The organism is Mesorhizobium sp. M7A.F.Ca.MR.148.00.0.0 (genome assembly GCF_003997735.1).
In the GTDB taxonomy this organism is placed as follows: domain Bacteria; phylum Pseudomonadota; class Alphaproteobacteria; order Rhizobiales; family Rhizobiaceae; genus Mesorhizobium.
Genome location: NZ_RZTB01000324.1, coordinates 1 through 843 on the forward strand (window position 1 = coordinate 1; position 843 = coordinate 843).

Below are 843 nucleotides of genomic sequence, written 5' to 3' on the forward strand. Positions count from 1 at the left end.
CAATGTTAGCCGCGGCTCCGAAGTTCTTGCCATCGTCATAAGACAGCTGAGCATTGAACGAGGTCTTCTCGTTGAACTTGTAGGTGCCACCGCCCCATACGGCCCAGCTACCGCTCCACAGCTTGTACATGGAGCGACCACCGCCGAAGTCGTTGATATTATCATCAGTGCCGTAGCCACCCATGATAAACAGCGAAAGTTCATTCGTGGCGTTCACATCCAAACGAACCTTTCCAGAAACTTCTTCGTAATTGCTGTCATAAGCAATGACGCCGCTGATGCCACCCCAACCCTGCGTCCACTTCACGCCGCCAACGACATGAGGGACGTAGCTGTCGATCGTGTAGTCGCCATAGCCTTCTTCGAGCGAGACCACAGCCGAGAAGCCGTTCCCAGCGTCGAAATAGTACTGAATCACGTTCGTGTCGAAGCCACCGTAAGGAACGAGCGTATCCTGGATGACGTTGCCAGCATAACCGGTAAACGTATCGAACGCCGATTCGTCCTTACCGACGCGCAGGCCACCGAGCTGGATCCAGGCGAAATTAAGCGAAATGCCCTTATTGAAGGCTTCGTCGCTAAAATTCGTGTTGCCGAAATTGATACGGGTCTCGGTGTAGGTCTTCAAGGTGCCGAGTTCGGTCTCCTGGCCGGTCCAGGTCTTCAGCGCGAAGCGTGCATTTTTTCTCCAGGTGTCCTGGACGTCACCATCCATCCGGTCGATAGCACGAGCACCATTAAACGACCCAATGTCACCAGCGCCGATGTCATAACGGACATAGCCGCCGATGCGCAGGCAGGTTTCGGTGCCGGGGATGTAGAAGTAGCCAGCGCCGTAGACGT

1 protein-coding gene is annotated in these 843 nt (G+C 54.8%); it reads right to left on the reverse strand.

Annotation, left to right across the window (positions count from 1 at the left end; genetic code table 11):
• Window positions 1-843: porin (locus EOB49_RS34285; protein ID WP_164781950.1), on the reverse strand; the 843-nt coding region annotated here is incomplete at both ends.